19 protein-coding genes are annotated in these 19,345 nt (G+C 38.8%); 7 read left to right on the top strand and 12 right to left on the bottom strand.

Annotation, left to right across the window (positions count from 1 at the left end):
* The first annotated feature begins 69 nt into the window (after nucleotides 1-69).
* A complete protein-coding gene (locus HMPREF9444_RS03505; RefSeq protein WP_009142975.1) occupies nucleotides 70-1,401 on the top strand; it encodes an NCS2 family permease in 1,332 nt (443 codons plus the stop codon).
* A 37-nt stretch (nucleotides 1,402-1,438) separates the two neighbouring features.
* On the opposite strand, the gene HMPREF9444_RS03500 is transcribed toward HMPREF9444_RS03505, so the two are convergent.
* From HMPREF9444_RS03500 to HMPREF9444_RS03475, 6 genes are all read right to left on the bottom strand, one after another.
* On the bottom strand, nucleotides 1,439-1,918 hold the full coding sequence (locus tag HMPREF9444_RS03500; RefSeq protein WP_009142974.1) for a GNAT family N-acetyltransferase: 480 nt from the start codon (nucleotides 1,916-1,918) through the stop codon (nucleotides 1,439-1,441).
* Nucleotides 1,919-2,668: a hypothetical protein gene (locus HMPREF9444_RS03495; RefSeq protein WP_009142973.1), complete on the bottom strand. Its 750-nt coding sequence runs from the start codon at nucleotides 2,666-2,668 to the stop codon at nucleotides 1,919-1,921.
* Between the two features lie 5 nt (nucleotides 2,669-2,673).
* Nucleotides 2,674-3,159, bottom strand: a complete 486-nt coding sequence (locus HMPREF9444_RS03490; RefSeq protein ID WP_009142972.1) for a DNA-deoxyinosine glycosylase — start codon at nucleotides 3,157-3,159, stop codon at nucleotides 2,674-2,676.
* Between the two features lie 4 nt (nucleotides 3,160-3,163).
* Complete coding sequence (locus tag HMPREF9444_RS03485) at nucleotides 3,164-3,655, bottom strand: YbaK/EbsC family protein (protein WP_009142971.1); 492 nt, start codon at nucleotides 3,653-3,655, stop codon at nucleotides 3,164-3,166.
* Nucleotides 3,648-4,103 (bottom strand): hypothetical protein, encoded by a 456-nt coding sequence (locus HMPREF9444_RS10920; RefSeq protein ID WP_148514349.1) that lies wholly within the window; start codon nucleotides 4,101-4,103, stop codon nucleotides 3,648-3,650. Before HMPREF9444_RS10920 ends, HMPREF9444_RS03485 begins: the two co-directional genes overlap by 8 nt.
* A gap of 322 nt (nucleotides 4,104-4,425) precedes the next feature.
* Nucleotides 4,426-6,171, bottom strand: a complete 1,746-nt coding sequence (locus HMPREF9444_RS03475) for a putative transporter (protein ID WP_009142969.1) — start codon at nucleotides 6,169-6,171, stop codon at nucleotides 4,426-4,428.
* Between the two features lie 447 nt (nucleotides 6,172-6,618).
* Here HMPREF9444_RS03475 and nhaB point away from each other — a divergent pair, with 447 nt between their 5' ends.
* Both nhaB and HMPREF9444_RS03465 read left to right on the top strand, forming a co-directional pair.
* A complete protein-coding gene (gene nhaB, locus HMPREF9444_RS03470; RefSeq protein WP_009142968.1) occupies nucleotides 6,619-8,217 on the top strand; it encodes a sodium/proton antiporter NhaB in 1,599 nt (532 codons plus the stop codon).
* A gap of 17 nt (nucleotides 8,218-8,234) precedes the next feature.
* Nucleotides 8,235-8,768 carry a disulfide bond formation protein B gene (locus tag HMPREF9444_RS03465; protein WP_009142967.1) on the top strand — a complete coding sequence of 178 codons (534 nt, stop codon included), beginning with the start codon at nucleotides 8,235-8,237 and terminating at the stop codon, nucleotides 8,766-8,768.
* Between the two features lie 3 nt (nucleotides 8,769-8,771).
* On the opposite strand, the gene HMPREF9444_RS03460 is transcribed toward HMPREF9444_RS03465, so the two are convergent.
* Complete coding sequence (locus tag HMPREF9444_RS03460; RefSeq protein ID WP_009142966.1) at nucleotides 8,772-9,626, bottom strand: TatD family hydrolase; 855 nt, start codon at nucleotides 9,624-9,626, stop codon at nucleotides 8,772-8,774.
* Between the two features lie 34 nt (nucleotides 9,627-9,660).
* The gene (locus tag HMPREF9444_RS03455) at nucleotides 9,661-10,398 is read right to left on the bottom strand and encodes a glycosyltransferase (protein ID WP_009142965.1); all 738 of its coding nucleotides are present in this window, start codon (nucleotides 10,396-10,398) and stop codon (nucleotides 9,661-9,663) included.
* 106 nt (nucleotides 10,399-10,504) lie between these two features.
* On the opposite strand from HMPREF9444_RS03455, the gene HMPREF9444_RS03450 reads away from it, so the two are divergent.
* The 4 genes from HMPREF9444_RS03450 to HMPREF9444_RS03435 are packed head-to-tail and all read left to right on the top strand — an operon-like array spanning nucleotide 10,505 to nucleotide 14,240.
* On the top strand, nucleotides 10,505-10,864 hold the full coding sequence (locus tag HMPREF9444_RS03450; protein WP_009142964.1) for a histidine triad nucleotide-binding protein: 360 nt from the start codon (nucleotides 10,505-10,507) through the stop codon (nucleotides 10,862-10,864).
* Between the two features lie 9 nt (nucleotides 10,865-10,873).
* Nucleotides 10,874-11,476 carry a hypothetical protein gene (locus tag HMPREF9444_RS03445; protein ID WP_009142963.1) on the top strand — a complete coding sequence of 201 codons (603 nt, stop codon included), beginning with the start codon at nucleotides 10,874-10,876 and terminating at the stop codon, nucleotides 11,474-11,476.
* Nucleotides 11,476-13,401, top strand: a complete 1,926-nt coding sequence (locus HMPREF9444_RS03440; RefSeq protein ID WP_009142962.1) for an ATP-binding cassette domain-containing protein — start codon at nucleotides 11,476-11,478, stop codon at nucleotides 13,399-13,401. Before HMPREF9444_RS03445 ends, HMPREF9444_RS03440 begins: the two co-directional genes overlap by 1 nt.
* The gene (locus tag HMPREF9444_RS03435) at nucleotides 13,395-14,240 is read left to right on the top strand and encodes a 23S rRNA (adenine(2030)-N(6))-methyltransferase RlmJ (protein WP_009142961.1); all 846 of its coding nucleotides are present in this window, start codon (nucleotides 13,395-13,397) and stop codon (nucleotides 14,238-14,240) included. Before HMPREF9444_RS03440 ends, HMPREF9444_RS03435 begins: the two co-directional genes overlap by 7 nt.
* A 59-nt stretch (nucleotides 14,241-14,299) precedes the next feature.
* Here HMPREF9444_RS03435 and sucD read toward each other — a convergent pair whose 3' ends face one another.
* The 4 genes from sucD to HMPREF9444_RS03415 form a co-directional block, all read right to left on the bottom strand.
* The gene (gene sucD, locus HMPREF9444_RS03430) at nucleotides 14,300-15,178 is read right to left on the bottom strand and encodes a succinate--CoA ligase subunit alpha (RefSeq protein ID WP_009142960.1); all 879 of its coding nucleotides are present in this window, start codon (nucleotides 15,176-15,178) and stop codon (nucleotides 14,300-14,302) included.
* Nucleotides 15,175-16,353, bottom strand: coding sequence for an ADP-forming succinate--CoA ligase subunit beta (gene sucC / locus HMPREF9444_RS03425; RefSeq protein WP_009142959.1), 1,179 nt, complete (start codon nucleotides 16,351-16,353; stop codon nucleotides 15,175-15,177). The genes sucD and sucC overlap by 4 nt, the downstream gene beginning before the upstream one ends.
* Before the next feature lie 243 nt (nucleotides 16,354-16,596).
* Nucleotides 16,597-18,525 carry a SurA N-terminal domain-containing protein gene (locus tag HMPREF9444_RS03420; RefSeq protein ID WP_009142958.1) on the bottom strand — a complete coding sequence of 643 codons (1,929 nt, stop codon included), beginning with the start codon at nucleotides 18,523-18,525 and terminating at the stop codon, nucleotides 16,597-16,599.
* Nucleotides 18,526-18,782: 257 nt separating this feature from the next.
* Entirely contained in the window at nucleotides 18,783-19,058 is a 276-nt protein-coding gene (locus tag HMPREF9444_RS03415) for an HU family DNA-binding protein (RefSeq protein ID WP_009142957.1), read from the bottom strand.
* Nucleotides 19,059-19,345 lie beyond the last annotated feature (287 nt).

The following is a 19,345-nucleotide window of genomic DNA, read 5'->3' as shown; positions in this document are numbered from 1 at the left end:
TATCTTAATTTTTAGCTAATTTGCAAACGCCTTTTGTCGGCATTTTTCTTTCCTATAAATGAGGTTCCCATGTCGGATAAACCTAATACTTCAGGCTTTTTAGATCGCTACTTCGGTCTTACAGCCAAAAATACCTCAGTACGTACTGAAGTTATCGCCGGTCTAACAACCTTCGTTGCTATGGCGTACATTATATTCGTTAACCCCTCAATTCTCGAAGCAGCTAAAATTCCTCACGAAGCTGCGGTTGCCGCAACCATTTGGACTGCGGGAATCTGTACTTTAGTGATGGGTCTTTTTGCCAATCTTCCAGTTGCCGTAGCTCCCGGTATGGGACTTAATGCCTTTTTCTCTTTCTATGTTTGCGGAACTTTAGGCTTGCCTTGGCAAACTGCTCTGGGAGCCGTTTTCGTTTCCGGTATAGTATTTTTAATTTTGACAATTACCAAATTACGTCAGCACATTATTGATTCAGTACCTATGAGCTTAAAATGCGCTGTTGTAGTCGGTATCGGCATGTTTATTGCTTTCGTCGGTTTACAAGGATCAGGTATCGTTGTTGCCAATGAAGCAACTAAAGTTACTTTAGGAAGCTTACGCGAACCGTCCGTTCTTCTATCCGCATTAGGTATTTTAATTATAGGTTTGCTTCTTGCTTTAAAAATTCAAGGTGCAATGCTTATCGGTATCCTGTCAATAACCATCATCGGTATGTGTTTGGGTATTACTCCGGCCCCAACCTCCATTGATTCGGTAATAAGTCTTGATCTTCCGGCTTTTACTGAAACATTTATGGAAATGGATTTAATGGGAGCTGTTCATTACGGTCTTGTATCGGTCATTTTTACTTTTACCGTAGTTGAACTTTTTGATAATATCGGAACCTTAATTGGTGTTTCCCGCTCTGCAGGATTAATGGACAAGGACGGAAAAATCGAAAATATCGACCGTGCCCTTTTAACAGATTCATGCGGAACAATGTTCTCAGCAATTATGGGAACATGTACCGTTACCTCTTATGTTGAAAGTACCGCTGGAACTAATGCCGGCGGCAGAACCGGTCTTACAGCAGTTGTAGTAGGCATATGCTTCATTCTTGCAATTGTTTTTGCGCCGCTTGCCGGTCTTGTTCCCGGATTTGCAACCGCACCTGCTCTTATTATTGTAGGTGCAATGATGATGAAGAATGTTCTGCATGTAAACTTTAATGATTACTCAGACTCAATTCCGGCATTCCTTACCATCGTCATGATGCCTCTTAGCTATTCAATTGCCAACGGCTTCGGATTCGGCTTTACAAGTTTCTGCTTGCTTAAATGCCTTACCGGCAAACATAAAGAAATCACCCCTGTAATGTGGGTTGTCACAATCGTCTTTATGATTAGTTTTGCACTGCATTGATTTGAAAATAGGCTGCCGGTAAGGGCAGCCTAAATTTTTACTTTACGAATTCAAATGCAACTCTTTGACCATGATCCGGAATATAAATTATTCCACAGCGCTTAAAGTTAAATTTAGTTAACAAATTCTGCATCGGTACATTATTTTCATGTGTATCAATACGAAGATGCTCGTACTTTTCTTCTAAAAATTTAATAATAAAACTGCCAATTTTCCCTTTTCTGACTGTTGCAATGCGATGAACTGCTTTATAAGGCTTATCAGACAACCATGCACCTTCAATGTAGTCATAAGCCGGTTCATAATCAAATAAAGCAAAAGTTCCGATCGGGATATCGTCATCATTTACACAGACAAAAGCTCTCTTACTCTTAATATCTTGAGCTACATCCCGGGATGTAGGATAATTTTGATTCCACTGATGAGGATTTCCGTTCAAACGCATAAAATCACGCGCAGAATTAAAAATAGCATCAACAAAAACTAAATCTTTCTCGACAGTTTCTCTTATACGCATTTACTTTTTGTCATCCGATTTAAGCTGCGGCCAAAATTTTGCCAAAGGTTTAGCCTCTTTTAAAGCATCAATATTAATATCACATTCAGAAACCTTGTCTTTTTCATCATTTAGTAATCCTGCAGCAAAAAATAAACGCAATCCGTTTTTAGTAATAATGAAATTATGAGGACTCAATTCTGTAGCTGCTATAACCACAGGCAGTAAATAACTATCATATTTTTCAAATTTCTGTTGTACGGCGCGAGCACATAACATCGCCGCAGTTTCACTATCCTCAAATAAGTCATCAAATCTTAAAGATTTTTTCTTTTCAATATCGTAATTAAAAGTTTCAATAGAAAACTCATTTTGAGCTTTTGGCGTATCTGTTTTAAAAAAAGAATATAAAGTTGCTACCGGAATATTTTTACTTAAATGCATGAAAAGTACTATATATTGAAATGAACGCGATCTGTCGATACTGGTAAAATCCGGAGAATTAAAATCTATTGACTGATTGAATCTTATAACCATCTCACGTTCAAATCGTCTTGAGTACGAGTCGATAAGAAAATCACAGACAGGTGATAAGCGACTGTCTTTACATAAAGGATCCTTTTTTATATAACTTGTAGTGTAGGAGCGCTCAATAGTGACAACATCAGGATCGCCTGCTTTAAAAGCAAAAGGCGAATTTTCAACAGCAACAGCGCAGTTAACAGCTAAAGATAAGCCGATAAAAAAAAATAAACTACGAAATTTTCGCATATGAATCAATCCTGACAGACAAGATATGGCAAATACAGCTTTTTTAACCTATCAAGCGAAAAACCGGCATTTGCCGGACTTGTTGAAGGCAGATGGATAATTTCTGCTTTACAATTATGATTATAGGTTAAAAATAAATTTTTGGCTTTATTACCATTAGTAATCACGCGTTTAATTTTAGGGTAAAGTAAAAGCAGGTGATTGATATCATTAGGTTTTACTGCTTTTATATTGCTATCTAAACTTCCTTCTCTTTCACAACTTTCAATAACATCAAAAAAAGCCAAATGAAATTTCAATGCTGCACTTTTTCTTTCCTCAATAGTTTTTAGTTCATCAACTCCTGCAAGCTCAGCGATAATTTTCCACATGCGATTTTGCGGATGAGCGTAATAAAATCCGTCTTTTATAGAAGCAATAGATGGCATAGAGCCTAAAATCAAAATTTCAGATTCTTGGCTTATAAAAGGTTTTAATCCTGAGATCCTCATAATCTTATGCTTTTAAACAATCTGATACATAGACAATTTCATGCCCTGAATCGCTAACTAGTCTCTCTAAATCTAAAAGAGCGATATCGATACTATATGCATTATCAAGGGGATGACAATTTACTATAGGATATTGTCTAAGTTCTACCGGTTCAATATATTTAAAACGCTTTTGAGAATCATTTAAAAGAGCCAAAGGACTAACCATTCCGGGTAATACTCCCAAAGGGTTTAAATCTTGATTAACACCAAAAGACAGACGCGTAGAATTAATTTTCATTGCCAAATTTTTTAAATCGGCATTTTTATTTAAAGGAAGAGTAAACAGAAAAAGATCGTGTTGCTTATTTGTAAGCACCAAACTTTTTAAAACCTCACCTGCTGTTTCAGGCATGTTGGAAAGATCTGCTTTAGAGAAAACTCTGGCATGCTGATAAAGAGTAAAACTAACTCCTTGAGTTTCTAAAAATTTTAATAACGAGTCTTTATTAAGCATTTTTATCCGGCATAGATAAACATTTGAAAATAAGTGCTCCTAAAACAAAAATTGCGTTAATAAAAGCACAAAGAAGATAAATACGTAAAGCTATAAAAGCAAAAGACCAATCAAAATAATCTTGATTTAATACCATTGCCTGCACTGCATTTAACTTAAAAACGGCAAAAGAACGTTCTACAACTATAAACACACAAACACAGGCAGCATATAAAACAATAAAACCTGGTAAATTTAGTAATAAAGCTTTTAATGCCGTTTTAACCGGATTTGAATCTTTATTAATTAAAGAATATGCGCTTAAGCTAAGAAACGATATCAACATTAAAACAACAAGAGCACAAACAGCAAAAAGAAAAGTTACCGAACGTGCATAATCAGCTTGAGCTCCGGTACCTATTTGCAAGGTATTTAAATTTTGTGCTTGTGAAATATAAAGATCAGTCAAGTAATCCAGTTTAAAAAACACAAAGTTAAACAACAAAAACAAGCATATAAAATATAGCGCTTCAAAGAAAAGAAAACTGCCTATATGCCTGCTTATAAAAAATCTCAAAGAAAAATCTTGTTTAACTTTAACGCAATGAGATTTAAAAATTAAAAAAGCCCACAGCATTGGGGCTAATAATGCACACGGCAGAGAAAATATAAAAATAAAAGGACTTATAGTAAAAGCGCTCAAATCTTTGGCACTGCCAGTAAGTCCTTTTAATATTGCATATAACATACCGCCTGTTCCCACGGAAACAGGCGGCTTATTTAAAGTTGTATCAGACATTCATTCCGGAAGCTAAAACAGCAATAATAATCATTACCTGCGGTGACAAAATACGCAGGAACATAGTTGCCGGATAAACAGTTGCATAACCTAAAGAAGAAGCTTCAGGATTTGAATGCAGTCCGTTGGCAAAAGCAAGTGCAGGAGGGTCTGTATAAGTACCAGCCAACATGCCGCTTAGAACCAAGTAATTAACCTTAGAAATCTTATAAGCAAGAATACCTACAACGATAAGCGGAACAAAAGTTACCAAAGTACCCCAGCACATCCAAGAGAAACCCGGTCCTTGAGTCAAGGTCTGCCAGAATCCGGACGCACCAGCATTAATACCTACAATAGAAAGGAACAAGGTAATACCGATTTCACGCAAAGCGGACAAGCCTGCGGTAGGAATATCCCAGTGCAAAGTGTTAAACGTCCATGTAGCACCGAAGCGTGACAACAGGATGGCCATAACAAGAGGACCGCCGGCCAAGCCTAATTTCATCGGTGTAGGAACGCCTGACACAGGGATTGGGATATTTCCCAAAAGGATACCTAAAATCAAACCGATAAAAATAGGAAGCATGGCAACTTTATGCAATTCAGCATTTGAGTTACCGACAACTGCTGCCGCTTCCTTAATGTTCTTTTCCTCACCGATTACGTTTAACACGTCACCAAACTGCAATTTCATGTCCGGTGTAGGAACAAACTGCACGCCTGAACGGATGAGTCGAGAAGTTACCAACTGGAATCTGCTGTCAAGATGTAAAGATCCTAAAGGTTTTCCGTATACATGACGATTCGTAACTGCAAGTCGCTGTACGGTGATCTTAGTACCGCGGGTGGTTAAGGTTTCAGCAGAAGCCTTACCTATAAGCTTAGCGCTATTACCGATATTTGAAGGGATACCGACTAAATGTAATGTATCTCCTTCCTGAAGAATAAGGTCATGATGAGGAACTAAGAGCTCCTGTTCGCGTTTTACACGTGAAATAACCACTAATCCTTCTTTAACACCAGGAAGATCAATAATCTTTTTACCGCAGAACTCTTTATTCAAAAGCTTAACGTTAATAGTGGTAACACTGGGAGTGCCTGCAGTCTTGCTCTTGAAATATTCATCAGCAGCTTCATCAATATTGATGCGGAAGATAAGGCGGATAATGATAATGGTGGCCAAAATACCGCAAACACCGAAAGGATAAGCCATAGCGTATGCTGAAGGCACCAGAAGCTCATTAAATCCGGTAGCTAAAGGATCATATCCTTTATCTGCAAGGGCCACAGACATATCTCGAATCATCTGAGAGGCGGCACCTAATGCAGGAGTGTTAGTAACGGCACCGGAGTAAACACCGACCATGGCGTCGATAGAAAGGATTCCGGCAAAATGCAAGCATAAAGCAATCGAACAGTTCAGGAAAATAATAAGAACAGCCCAACCTACAAGTTTAGCGCCCATGCTGCGCAATGATGAAAAGAAGCTAGGACCTACTTGAACGCCGATTGCGTATACGAATAAGATAAGGCCGAACTCCTGGACATAACTTAAAATATGACCTTCACTAGTCAGACCTTCTGCTGTTCTTACAGTCAAACCGAAAAGTTCATGTGAGAAATGTCCGACAAAAATTCCGGAGAATAAAACACCGCCGATACCTAAGCCGATGCCGCGATATCGCACGGAACCGAGCAATATACCGAACACTGCAGCGACGGAAATTGCTAAAGTTAAAAATGCGATTGTAGACATAAAGAATCCTTTTATCTCACCTGATGGCAGGCAACAAATCGTAAAAATTTTAGCAGATCTGCTCTTTAAGTGCACTGTAAATCATGTGTTAAAGTATAAAAAAGGTTAAAAATGTTTAATCTGACTCAGATTTTCAAACAATAAACTACATTTTTCTAAAAATAATTAATTTTTATATACAAATATAAAATCTATACGAATCTTTTATATTTAGAACAGATCAAATAATAATTTGATATTTTCCAACGCTCAAAAAAGGAACACATATTTTAAAAATAAGTAGATATTCATAAAAGTTTGCTATATATCACGATAATTTTACTGTGAAATTTCATAATAATGGCATATAGTTTCAGCAGTCTTGCAAGTCAAGACGTGAGATTATTTATTATCTCCAAAATTTTATACTTCAGATTAATAATTTTCTAACTATAAGGCATATAAACAATGACGAACATGAGTGTAGCAAAGGCGTTTGCTCTAAACTTTATGGGAACGGCGCCTGTTTGGTATAAACTATTTATTGTAGCTTGTCTAATAATTAATCCAATAGTAGCAATTTTCATTTCTCCTATGCTTGCAGGATGGATGCTTGTAGCCGAGTTTATTTTTACTTTAGCTATGGCTCTTAAATGCTATCCGCTGCAGCCAGGCGGCTTAATTACAATTGAAGCATGCTTCTACGGTTTATGCGATATGGCTCATGTAAAAGACGAAATCGCTGTTAACCTTGAAGTCATTCTTCTTTTGATGTTCATGGTTGCAGGTATTCATTTTGTTCGAGACCTGCTTCTTTTTATTTTTACCAAATTGCTGGTAAAAGTCCGCTCTCACAAACTGCTTATTTTTATTTTCTGCTTCATGGGAGCATTTCTTGCCGCCTTCCTTGACGCTTTAACTGTTGTTGCGGTTGTAATTGCCATCTGCATGGGCATGTATGCTCTTTACCATCAGACTATCTGTGGAGATGCTGCAACTTCAAGGCTTTCAGACGATCGCTTTGTTCCAAAACTTTATCAAAAGGATTTGGAAGAGTTCAGAGCATTTTTAAGAGGTATTTTGATGCAGGCTGCTTGCGGTACCGCAATCGGCGGCGTCTGCACTTTAGTAGGTCAGCCTCAAAACTTGCTTGTAGGCGGTGTTGCCGGATGGAGCTTTGGCGAGTTTGCTTTACGTGCTGCCCCTGTCTCGGTGCCTATCATTATTTTCGGTTTTGCCACATGCTACATCATTGAGCGTTTCAAAGTATTCGGTTTCGGTCATGAAATGCCCGAAAGCGTTTATAAAATTCTCGTAGAACAAGATAAACGCACAATGGAAAACATGACGACGCGTGACATCCTGCGTCTTACCGTTCAGCTCATATGCTGTGTATGGCTTATTACCGCTTTGGCAACGCACCTTGCGGCTGTAGGTCTCATCGGTTTATCAATTATTATTCTTGCAACTACTTTCTGCGGAATTACCACAGAAGAAGAGCTCGGCAAAGCCTTCGTAGAATCAATGCCTTTCTGCTCTTTATTGTGCGTATTCTTTACCGTAGTTACCATTATTTCACAGCAGCACCTCTTCACTCCGCTTATTGAGTGGGTATTGTCAACTCCGCAGAGCGCCCAATTGCCAATCTTCTATATGGCAAACGGCATCCTCTCTTCCGTAAGTGATAATGTTTTCGTTGCCACCATCTATATTGAGCAAGTCCATACCGCAATGTTGAACGGCATCATTTCCGGTGAACACTTTGACCATTTGGCAATTGCCATTAACACCGGTACCAATCTGCCGTCTGTTGCAACACCTAACGGTCAAGCTGCTTTCTTGTTCCTTTTAACCTCTGCCATTTCTCCGCTGATTCGTTTATCATATGTAAGAATGATGTGGATGGCTTTGCCTTACACTATTGTCCTTACATTAGTAGGTCTTCTTGCTTCATGGTTCCTGCTTCCTGATGCAACACAGTACATGATTGACCTCGGTTGGTTAACCTCGGGAGATATCAATCATGCAGCTGAAATAGCAGCAGCCATGGCCGGAGGAGCTAAATAACAGAGATTGAATCTTAATTGATAAAACTTATAAGATATTTTGCGCAGGGCCGGCTTTTTTGGGCCCTGCTTGTTATTTTGGGTGTCACTCTTGAAGGATGCGGTTTGTATTTTCAGTACGGACTTAAACTTGAACCGTGCGTAAACTGCGTATATGAACGAGCTCTATACCTAACATTCATAGCCGCCGGAATTATCGCTTTGATAAATCCTAAAAACAGGCTATGGCGCCTTTTAGGTGAACTTACTTTCTTTGTCGGATCCCTTTTCGGCGTAATGATTGCTTTCAGCCACTTAGCTGACTACACAAACAACGGATTCGGTGCAAGCTGTAAATTACGCGCCGATTTTCCAAGTTTTTTTAAATTAGACGAATGGCTCCCCTGGATGTTTAAGCCAACAGGAGCATGCGTTGAACTTGACTGGTCGCTCCTTGGTTTTAATATGCCGCAATGGATTTTATTTTCTTTTCTTTGCGGTGCTGTCGCAGCGCTTGTTTTTATCATCACAGAGCCTTTTGCACGCCGTGAAGAAAGATTGCGCTTTTACTGAGTGTTACAAAGGCCGCATGATTTTTTCTATCTTGTATGAAGAAATCTCGGCCGGTTCAATAGTCGCTTCGCTCAATTTTACGTTAAATAGTTCTTCAAAATTTCTTGAAGTTATAGCTGCAAGATCGCGGGCTTTTATTCCTTTGATATCAGCTGCACATTCAAGCGTATAGCGAACAAAAGCTGGTTCATTTTCTATCCCCCTTACCGGTACCGGCGCTAAATACGGACAATCAGTCTCAACCAGCATTCGATCAAGAGGGACATAACGTAAAACTTCGCGTACGTTTTCACCTGCCTTAAATGTAGCTATACCTGAAAAAGAAATATAAAATCCCAAATCCAAACACTCTCTTGCCATTGAAACCTCATCACAAAAACAATGCATTACCCCACCTACATCTCTGGCATTTTCACTTCTCATTAAAGAAACGGTATCAATATGGGCATCTCGCGCATGAATGATTAGAGGAAGTTTTACTTCATTAGCAATTGCAATCTGGCGGGCGAATGACTCCAACTGTTCTTTTCGTGATTCCGGAGCGTAGTGGTAATCTAATCCTGTTTCCCCGACACCAACGACATCGTTGTCTTTAAGGCAATCAATCAGCTCACCATCTGTCCAATTTTTTGCCTCATCAAGATTTAAAGGATGAACACCGCAAGCTTTATAAACCTCAGGGAAAGAGGACGTAAGTTCTTTCATTTCTTTATATTCTTTCGGTGTGCATGCAACACATAAAAAATGTGAAACGCCACATGCATGTGCACGGCAGATAGCTTCTGCCACATTTTTTGGTCCTTTCCCCGAGTAAGACAATGAAGCCAAATGACAATGAGAATCTACTAAAAAAGTCATAATTTATACTTTGTAATAAATGTTGATATTGATATTAACGATCTTTTAAATCACTTTCAGCAACTGATGGTTCTATATACCGTGAACGCATCCAAGCAAAAGCAAACAAATCTTCAAGGCCAGAAAAAGCTCGATTGGCTAAATTGAATTTAGACACTCCGTGTTTTCGCTCCTGATGTCTAACCGGTACAGTGTACACGCGATTTCCCGTCATTTTTACTAAAGCCGGAAGAAAGCGATGCATTCCGGAAAATAAAGGTAAACGATTTAGTAAGTTCGTTCGACCTATCTTTAAAGGACAATTCGTGTCGGAAATACCGTCATGTGTTACTAAATTTCTAATCTTATTAGCTAATTTGGATTGAATTTTTTTTGAAACAGAGTCATGCCGCTTTACTCTTATTCCACATATAAGCTCTCCTTGATAACGATTTTTTAATAAAAGCTCAAAATCATCAGGAAAAGTCTGCAAATCTGCATCCATATAACCGACCCAATCGGATTTTACTTCAGAAAAACCGGCTTTAAGAGCTCCGGTAAGTCCCGATCTTTTTTCTAAAGAAATATAATAAAAATCAGTTGCAGACAAACAAAATTGCTTTATAAGATTGAGAGAATTATCTGAAGATCCGTCATTTACGAAAAGAAAGCACACTTTAACGCTAGCTTTTTGTTTATATGCAATTAAAGCGTCAAAGAGATCATGCAAAGATTCCTGTTCATTGTAAACTGGAATCACAACGCTAAGCTCATAGTCAGCTGTTTGATTCATTGCTCCAGTGCTCTGATGTTATAATGTTTTACGAACTAATATTTTATGAATTTTAGTCCAAAATCTTTAAAATGTGATCGCCATTCAAAAAATTTAAGGAGCTTATATGGCTGAAGAAACAATTTTCACAAAAATCATTAACGGAACTATTCCCTCTAAAATTATTTATCATGATGAATTGGTTTCAGCTTTTGCCGATATCAACCCTAAAGCAGAGCATCACATCTTAATCGTGACTAACAAACCTATTCCATCAGTTGCAGAAGTAACTAAAGACGACGAACCGGCTCTTGGCAGACTTTTTACCGTTGCCCGTAAAATTGCTGAAGATTTGAACGTAAATGAAAGCGGATACCGTTTAATTGTCAATGTCGGCAAAGACGGAGGACAAGAAGTTCCTCACATCCATATGCATCTTCTTGCAGGCGGTAAACTCGGCGGTTTAGGCTTTCCTGATAAAAAATAAGAGACTTTTATGAAAAATAAGCGTTATATAGCATATTGCTTGCTGGTATCGTTTCTATCGGGATGTTCTGTATTAAGTTCAATCACACCTAACAGAGGCAACGCAACACAAACTTCAATTCCCGATGCTGTTCTTGAAGAACATGACGGCAAAATGCCAAGCGGAGAAAGTTTACCTATATATCCTGAAAAGTTAAAAGACAAACTTGCCGTTTGTATAGATAATATGCAAGGCAAAGCAGAAAGTGCTTTAATAACGCTTATGGATACTGTTTTGCAACGCAATGTTATGGCTCAAAGCAGTGCTGTTTATATATCACCTTATGTTGTAGACGCAAAATACAATGACTGCGTCAACACCATTAATTCAGATCTATATGGGATCTTGGCCCGAAACGGTTATGCTCCTATTAAAGGAGACAACAACATTAGTCAAAACTCTGGCTCAAGCTCTTTAATTCCTACTCTTATAAGACATTGCCGCAGTCAAAATATTCCGTATGTTGTCTTAGGTGCCATTGAGGATATCAGCAAAAAACCTAATGCATCACTTAAGATTATTGACGTAAAAAGCGGAGCAATCCTTTTTAATCAGAATCAAAAATTGAACTAGTGATTACTTTAAACGATATTACTTTAATGCGCGGTTCTAAAGTGCTTATTGAACACACTTCCGCGCAAATCTCAGACGGCCATAAAGTCGGCATTATAGGACGCAACGGCTGTGGTAAATCATCTTTGTTTGCAGCCATATTAGGAGATCTTGCGCCTGAACTCGGCTCTATTGGTGTACCTAAAAATATAAAAATTGCCTACGTGGAACAGCAAACACCAGCTCTTGATATCTCTGCTCTTGATTATGTCATGCAGGGAGACAAGGAGGTTATGCGATTATTTGAAGACAAAAAAATCGCACTTGAGAACGGTAATGGAGAAAAAGCAGCATTAATTGAAGATGAGCTGGGGATTGCCGGAGCCTGGACTTTAAAACCGCGGTCAGAAGAACTTTTACATGGACTTGGTTTTTCCCAAGAAGAAATTTTTCATGCCGTAAAAGAATTCTCCGGCGGATGGCGCATGCGTCTTAATCTTGCTCGGGCACTTATTTTAAATTCTGATTTATTGCTGCTTGATGAGCCGACAAACCACCTTGATCTTGATACCGTGCTCTTTTTAGAAAGCTATCTTAAAAGCTATAAAGGCACAATTTTATGTATATCTCATGATCGGGATTTCTTAGATTGCTTTTGTACTGATATTCTTCATTTCGAAAGTGGAAAAATAGTCATGTACACAGGCAATTATTCTGACTATGAGCGTTTAAGAGCAGAACGAATTAAAGCTGAAAAAGCCTCAAGAAAGAAAGAAGAAGCCATACTGTCTCATATGCAAGCTTTTGTTGATCGTTTTAGATATAAAGCAACCAAAGCAAAGCAGGCTCAAAGCTTAATCAAAGCGATTAACCGAATGCAGCTTACTGCAGTTACGCAGGAAGAATCACCTTTTTCGTTCTCTTTTCCAGAGCCTGAAAGAACTCCTGCAGTTATTGCTTCTTTTGATAAAGTTAATGCCGGATACAATGAACAAGCACCGGTACTTAAAAACATAAATTTAAGTATTCTTTCAGGTGATCGTATTGGCCTTTTAGGCAGAAACGGCCAAGGTAAATCAACCTTGATTAAAACTTTGTGTTCTGCCATTTCTCCGTTAACAGGAACCGTCACTTTAGGCAAAGGAATAAAGATCGGATATTTTGCCCAGCAAGAACTTGAATCTTTAGATCCTAATTTAACTGCGCTAGAGCATTTACAGCGTATTGACCCGAATGCAAGAGAAAAAGATTTACGCTCCTTTTTAGGCTCTTTTGCTTTTTCAGGAGATAAAGCAACTGCAAAAGTAAGCACTATGTCAGGAGGGGAACAAGCGCGGTTAGCACTTTCAATAATAGCATTTGAAAAGCCCAATCTATTGCTTCTTGACGAACCAACAAACCATCTCGATCTTGAAATGCGCGAAGCATTAAGCATTGCTCTTGCCTCATATCCCGGAGCATTGGTTCTGGTTTCGCATGATCGGCATCTGCTTGAAGCTATAGCAGATAAATTGTGGTTGGTAGACAATCATAAAGTTTCAGAATTTTCCGGCGATCTTGATGATTACAAAAACTATCTTGATGAACAGCGCAAACTTTTAAATCATAATGAAAACGCATCTAAAATAAATATTACTTTAAGTAATAAAAGCTTCAAATCAAAAGAAGATAAAAGGAAAGAAGCAAATATTCGTGCCTTACTGCGCCCTTTAAAACAAAAAATTGAAAAAATTGAAAGAGAGTTGGAGCAAATAAAAAATAGAATGGCAGAAATCGAGAGCATTCTTGCAGACAGCTCAATTTATAATGTCGAGCACAAAGCAGAGCTTGAAAACCTGCTAAAAGAAAGAGGAACACTGATTTCCAACCAAGAAGAGCTGGAAGTAAACTACCTTTTAGAGCTTGAAAATCTTGAAAATAAAGAAAAGGAGCTTCACGCATGTTAAGTTATCGCCACGGTTATCATGCCGGCAACCACGCCGATGTTTTAAAACATATGCTTTTATGCCTTACATTACGCTTCTTAAATCAAAAAGATAAACCTTATTCAATTATTGATACTCATTCAGGTGCAGGAATTTATTCGTTAAACTCAGTTTTTGCCCAAAAAAACAAAGAATACCTCACAGGTCTTAATAAAGTTATATCAAATGAAAAACTGCATAAACTTATTCCTGAATATTTTGAAGTTATAAAAAGCATTAATAAAGCCTCCGCTCTTGATTTTTATCCCGGGTCTCCTCTTTTCGAGTGCGCTTTGAGCCGCGCAGAGGATAAACTCACCTTTATTGACCTCCACCCTGCAGAAATTGAAGTGCTGAAAAAGAATTTTAGTCGCGATAATCGGGTTAACATCCAAAAGCGCAACGGTTTTGAAGCACTAAATGCGTTGCTCCCTCCCAATCCGCGCCGCGGACTGTGTGTTATAGATCCTTCTTATGAAGAAAAGAGTGATTACCCTGAACTGGTTAAATATATAAAAATTGCTATTAAAAAATGGAATGTCGGATGCTTTTTAATTTGGTATCCGGTATTAGCCCGCACCATCGATCACTCTAAAAAACTAGTTCAAGATATAAAAAGACTTAACCTGCCTCTTTTACAGGCAGAGTTACAAATAGAAGCTCAAGCTGAAGATATAGGAATGTGCGGCTCCGGAATTTTACTTGTAAACTATCCTTTTGGGATAGAAATAAAAATAGAAGAAATAATGAATGAACTTTATCAAAGCCTTGGAACCGAAGGAGCAAGCGCAAAAGTAAAAATTTTAAACGAAAAAGGCTAGTTAAAAAATATTAAGAGGGAATCTCTTATAGATATTCCCTCTTTCCGACACAACTTTATTTAATTCCAGCCGGTTGCTTCACGCAAACCGTCTGCAATATCCGCTGCAGTAGGAACAACTGTAACTCCGGCCTCACGCAATGCTTTTTGCTTTGCTTGGGCGGTACCTTGTCCACCAGTGATGATAGCGCCTGCATGTCCCATACGCTGTCCTTGGGGAGCGGTTGAACCTGCGATATAAGACACAACTGGCTTAGTCATGTGCTCCTTAATCCACATGGCAGCATCCTGCTCTGCTGTTCCGCCGATTTCACCAACCATTACCACAGCTTCAGTCTGAGGATCTTCCTCAAAGAGCTTTAACATATCGACAAAGTTCGAACCTTGAATAGGATCTCCCCCGATCCCTACACATGTGGACTGTCCAAAACCTGCATCGGTAGTCTGCTTTACAGCCTCATAAGTTAAAGTACCGGATCGTGAAACAATTCCCACCTTTCCCGGCGTATGAATGTATCCAGGCATAATTCCGACTTTACATTCTCCGGGCGTTACAATACCAGGGCAGTTCGGTCCGATTAAACGGGTTTTACCGCTTTCGCGCAAACGAGCTTTAACACGCAGCATATCAAGAACCGGGATGCCTTCAGTAATACAGACTATAAGCTCAATACCTGCATCAATCGCCTCAAAAATCGAATCTGCAGCAAAAGGAGGTGGTACGAAAATCATTGATGTTGTAGCTTGAGTTACTTCAACAGCTTCCCGTACCGTGTTAAACACCGGAAGCCCCAAGTGAGACGAACCGCCGCGTCCAGGAGTAACACCGCCGACCAGCTTGGTACCATAAGCAAGACATTGTTCAGAATGAGCCGTACCTTGAGATCCGGTAATACCCTGGCAAATAACCTTAGTATCTTTATTAACTAAAATACTCATACTTTCTCCTTATAGGAAGCGGCACATTCTACTGCAAGCTCTGCAGCTTGACGTAAATCGTATGCAGGATGAATATTAAGGCCGCTTTCCTTTAAGATCTTTGCTCCGTCTTGTGCATGGTTTCCTTCAAGACGTACAACGACGGGCACATCGGTACCGACTTCGGTAATTGCGCCGCGAATACCTTCTGCAATTAAGTCACAGCGTACAATACCACCGAAAATATTAACTAAAATACATTTAACAGCAGGATCTTCTAAAATAATCTTAAAAGCTTCCATTACACGATCACGTGTTGCCGTACCGCCTACATCCAGGAAATTAGCAGGCGATCCGCCGGAACTTTTAATAATGTCCATAGTACCCATGGCAAGACCTGCGCCATTAACCAAACAGCCGATATTTCCTTCAAGCGGCACATAAGAAAATCCTGAAGCAACGGCTTTAGCGATACGCGGATCTTCCTGACTTGGATCATCCATTTCTAAAAATTCAGGATGACGATAAAGAGCATAAGAGTCTACGTTAATTTTTGCATCAAGACATAATAAAGATCCTTCCTTAGTTACTGCTAAAGGATTAACTTCCACTAAAGACAAATCTTTATCAATAAAAAGCTTGGCAATTCCAACAAAAATCTTGGTAAATTCATTAACCTGCTTACCTTTTAAACCAAGTTTATAGGCTAGAGCGCGCCCCTGATACGGCAGAGGACCCGTTAATTCATCAATAGGAACTTTTAAAATTCTTTCAGGATGAGTTGCTGCAATTTCTTCAACAGACATACCGCCTGACTCTGATGCCATAATAGTCAAATGCGCATTTGTTCTGTCAATAGTTGCACCGATATAAAGCTCACGAACGGCTTCGGTTGCCCGCTCAATTAAAATCTTTGATACCGGCTTTCCATGAGGACCGCTCTGACGGGTTACCAAACGATTTCCAAGCCACTTTGCAGCAAAGGCTTCAGCTTCAGCTGGAGTATTGACTACAACAACTCCGCCGGCTTTTCCTCTGGCACCTGAATGTACTTGACATTTACAGACAAAAGGACCGGGAGATAATTCATATGCGGCTTTACCTATACCGGTTGTTTTAGAGCTAACTTTAAACTCCGGCACTGGCAAACCGTACGAACGAAGTAATTCTTTTGATTGATATTCGTGTAAGTTCATTTTTAAGCCTAAGGCAAAATATCCAACATGTCTTCAGCTTAGCTGAAGAGTTACACCGTTATTGATACTCTTTCTTACTAAAAGAGAAACATTTCTTAAGATAAGCCTTTCCCTTTAGAGTAATAACGGCATAAACAGTCAAATTTTACAAACAACATGCCTATTAAATAACAAAAGCCCGAAAGGGTAAAGCCTTCCGGGCTAAAAATTATTTTAAATTTAGTAAGTTAAGAGTAAAAACAATTAAGGTGCTTCATCAACGCTTTGATTTACAAGCTTAATTGCATCTTCATTGTATGTAATCTCTGTAAGCTCTCTTGCACCCTTATAGAGCGCATTTCGTAACTCCAGGCTATTGGCTTGCACCAATTGTGAGCGTAAAATCTGATTCAGCTCTGCATTTTCATTAGTGGTTGCTGCATTTCCTACTTCTTTTAATATAGCTAAAGTCGGATTGCCCTTATTTGATGCAATAATATACCTATTTTGCCCCTCCTGAGGAATAGCAAACAGAGCCATACCGAAAGCTGGTTCAACATCTGCGCTGCTGCGATTTAATGTTACAGCAGATCTATGAACTACATGAGCCGGAATCTCAGTATTTGAATCATTAATTACTGCTTTAGCAAAAGTATTTAAACAGGCATCAGCTTCTTTATTTGCTTTATCGTTTATAACTGCGTTGACTGCTTCAGCTTTAACCTCATCAAAAGGTTTAAGCATGCTTTCATGAGACTCATAAACATTTAAAACTAAAGCTGCATCGTCACCGATGTTTACAACTGAAGAATTTACGCCCGATGAAATATTCTCTTCTGAGAATGCTGCGTTCTGCACCATTGAAGTATTAAGCGGCCACGGCACTTTGGTTGCACCTAAAGCAACTACGCCGGAATCTGCAACTGTAACTCCTAAAGCATCGGCAGTCACATCAAGAGAGTCAGGATTTTCAAAAGACATATCAGACAAAGTTGTAACGCGTTCATTGAAAAGCTCACGTGCCTTTGCATCTATACAAGCGTTTTTAACTTGATCCTTAATTTCATTTAACTGAGGAATGTGTTCTTTAACAATAGAGTTTAACTGTAAATAGTGAGTGCCGTCAGCATCAACGATTTTATCAGTATGAGATCCGATAGTTTCAAGAGCAAATAACTTATCTGCAAAAATCGGAGCCAAAGAGGCGCGTATTATCTCTCCCATATCTCCGCCGATGTCTTTGGTAGATAAATCATCAGAATATTCTTTTGCCAGATCGGCAAAAGATTTTCCAGCAGCAAAACCGTCATCAATTGATTTAACAATTTTTTCCGCATCAGGATTATCACTGCGAACAATAATATGAGAAAAACCACGGTGTTCAGGTACTTTAAAATCATCCTGGTGTAAAGTTAAATACTCTTCTAACTCATCATCTGTAGGATTAATACCTTTTTTAAGTTCATCTACGGTTAAAAGAATATAGTTGAATTTAACATTAGCAGGAGCCATAAAAGCATCATGATGAGCATCATAATATGCTTTAGCTTCATTATCATCTGCCGAGAATCCTGCCCTTAGAGCGTCAAGATTCAGTTCATACAAATCTATAGTTCTGGTCTGGGTTAAAAGATTCTCAAGAGCACTTATTTCATAAGGTAAAGGATATGAAGCAGTACGAAGTATCGGATCAGATACTGAGGTTGCCATTGCGCTGATACGCATCTGCTCTCCAAAATACTCGGGATTCATCCCCATATTGCGAATAACGGCTAAATATAAATCGTTATCGAATTTTCCATCTTTTTGAAAAGCCGGAGTTGTACGAATTAATTCGCGTACCTGCTCATCACCGATACGGACATTCAGATCATAAACGGCGCTATTAAACGCTACGTTATCAATCATTCCTTCCAAGATCTGTGAACGCAGATTGCTTACATATTGAGGATCTTCAAGCATATCAGCGTAGCGTGCACCGTACATGCGCTGCATTTGCTGGGTTTGTGATGTGTACTGCTGATTCCATTCATTTGCGGTAATTTTATATTCACCGACTTCAACAGGATCAGTATTAAGACGAGGGATCAAATAACCGCCGACACCGGTAAAGATAAAAGAAAGAATAATGATCCAAAACAAGATCTTAAAAATTCGGCCTTGCGCACCTTCGCGCAATTTATCAGTTAGCATGCAAACAACTCCGCAGGTCTTCCTGCACCAAATATGCTTATCTTTTAATGAATTATTTTAAGGCAATATGACATAGCTCATGCTTAGATATGCTCTACCATCCGGCAAATGCTTCTGCCATTGCATGCCTTATTTTTGCTTAATATAGCACATATCAGTCAATGCTTAAAACTTTGAAAGAACTAGAGGGGTCAAATAAAAAATCCACCTTTTAAGGTGGATCTCCAAAATAAAATTAGACTTTCAAAAGTTGAATTTTATCCGTTAACCTTATCCTTAAACGGTTTGCCAGCTTTAAATGCAGGAACCTTTACTGCAGGGATTTTGACTTCTTCCTTGGTGCGAGGATTACGGCCGACACGAGCTGCACGATCGCGAACCAAGAAAGTACCGAAACCTACTAAAGAAATAGAATCTCCCTTTGCCAAGGTATCTTTTACAGTTTCAAGAAAGGCGTTCAGAGCAGCATTAGAGTCTTTTAAAGAAAGGCCTGATTGTTTTGCAATACTGCTTACAAGTTGTGATTTATTCACGATATTCTCCTCAAATTTATTTGATAATAAGAAGAGCTAAAAATCTAGCTCTTCCACCCCTACAGCTCAAATCAACATCTTTAATATATACAAAATTAAAGCCTTTTCTAAAAAAAACATCAAATCAGTGAACTATCTCAATGTTTTTTATAAGTTTTACTCAAAAAAAGATAAAAGTTCATCTTATTTCTTTTTGACATCCTCTCCGATCTAAAGACCGAAGAGCCTTCCGTTAAACAACAACAGAGCTACAGTTGTAAGCTTCGGCGGGCTCTTGCTGCCGACCT

It is taken from the genome of Succinatimonas hippei YIT 12066 (assembly GCF_000188195.1).
Lineage (GTDB): Bacteria > Pseudomonadota > Gammaproteobacteria > Enterobacterales > Succinivibrionaceae > Succinatimonas > Succinatimonas hippei.
This window is presented reverse-complemented; position numbering and strand designations above follow the sequence as displayed.

Excerpts from the sequence above, each read along its gene's own strand:
- HMPREF9444_RS03505 (WP_009142975.1), top strand. The coding sequence starts at position 70 with ATGTCGGATAAACCTAATACTTCAGGCTTTTTAGATCGCTACTTCGGT.
- HMPREF9444_RS03500 (WP_009142974.1), bottom strand. The coding sequence starts at position 1,918 with ATGCGTATAAGAGAAACTGTCGAGAAAGATTTAGTTTTTGTTGATGCT.
- HMPREF9444_RS03495 (WP_009142973.1), bottom strand. The coding sequence starts at position 2,668 with ATGCGAAAATTTCGTAGTTTATTTTTTTTTATCGGCTTATCTTTAGCT.
- HMPREF9444_RS03490 (WP_009142972.1), bottom strand. The coding sequence starts at position 3,159 with ATGAGGATCTCAGGATTAAAACCTTTTATAAGCCAAGAATCTGAAATT.
- HMPREF9444_RS03485 (WP_009142971.1), bottom strand. The coding sequence starts at position 3,655 with ATGCTTAATAAAGACTCGTTATTAAAATTTTTAGAAACTCAAGGAGTT.
- HMPREF9444_RS03475 (WP_009142969.1), bottom strand. The coding sequence starts at position 6,171 with ATGTCTACAATCGCATTTTTAACTTTAGCAATTTCCGTCGCTGCAGTG.
- nhaB (WP_009142968.1), top strand. The coding sequence starts at position 6,619 with ATGACGAACATGAGTGTAGCAAAGGCGTTTGCTCTAAACTTTATGGGA.
- HMPREF9444_RS03460 (WP_009142966.1), bottom strand. The coding sequence starts at position 9,626 with ATGACTTTTTTAGTAGATTCTCATTGTCATTTGGCTTCATTGTCTTAC.
- HMPREF9444_RS03455 (WP_009142965.1), bottom strand. The coding sequence starts at position 10,398 with ATGAATCAAACAGCTGACTATGAGCTTAGCGTTGTGATTCCAGTTTAC.
- HMPREF9444_RS03450 (WP_009142964.1), top strand. The coding sequence starts at position 10,505 with ATGGCTGAAGAAACAATTTTCACAAAAATCATTAACGGAACTATTCCC.
- HMPREF9444_RS03445 (WP_009142963.1), top strand. The coding sequence starts at position 10,874 with ATGAAAAATAAGCGTTATATAGCATATTGCTTGCTGGTATCGTTTCTA.
- HMPREF9444_RS03435 (WP_009142961.1), top strand. The coding sequence starts at position 13,395 with ATGTTAAGTTATCGCCACGGTTATCATGCCGGCAACCACGCCGATGTT.
- sucD (WP_009142960.1), bottom strand. The coding sequence starts at position 15,178 with ATGAGTATTTTAGTTAATAAAGATACTAAGGTTATTTGCCAGGGTATT.
- sucC (WP_009142959.1), bottom strand. The coding sequence starts at position 16,353 with ATGAACTTACACGAATATCAATCAAAAGAATTACTTCGTTCGTACGGT.
- HMPREF9444_RS03420 (WP_009142958.1), bottom strand. The coding sequence starts at position 18,525 with ATGCTAACTGATAAATTGCGCGAAGGTGCGCAAGGCCGAATTTTTAAG.